Here is a 450-nt window from a genome sequence, read left to right as displayed (position 1 = left end):
GAATCACAAACACTGACATTAGCGATGAAAACATTGAAACAAGCAATGAGAGGGCGAAAAGTAAAAGATGTCCTTCTTCACTCGGATCAAGGAAGTATTTATACAGCAAAAGAATTTCAAGCGTATGCCAAAGAAAACGGCATGATCACCAGCATGTCCCGGAGAGGAAATTGCCATGATAATGCCGTCATGGAAAGCTTCTTTGGTCATTTAAAAAGTGAAGCTTTCTATTCACAAAAGATAACAAAAGTATCCAACACAACTGTGCGAAAGATTGTGCTAGAATACATTCATTACTACAATTGTGTGCGAATTCAAGAAAAATTAAACCACCTATCCCCTAAAGAATTTAGGGAACAAGTGGTTTAGGTGTTTTGATTGGTGTCCCGTTTTCGGGGTTCACTTCAAAACAAGGGCTTTTTTCTTTATTTTTAATACATTGTGACCGAG

General features: G+C 37.6%; 1 protein-coding gene. It reads left to right on the top strand.

Annotation, left to right across the window (positions count from 1 at the left end):
* Positions 1-369: IS3 family transposase (locus tag FE392_RS22515; protein ID WP_319931911.1), on the top strand; the 369-nt coding region annotated here is incomplete at its 5' end.
* Positions 370-450: the final 81 nt, after the last annotated feature.

The sequence above is a fragment of the Xenorhabdus santafensis genome (genome assembly GCF_033949405.1).
GTDB lineage: Bacteria > Pseudomonadota > Gammaproteobacteria > Enterobacterales > Enterobacteriaceae > Xenorhabdus > Xenorhabdus santafensis.
Note: the sequence above shows the minus strand (reverse complement) of the source record. Positions and strands in the feature narration are given on the sequence as shown.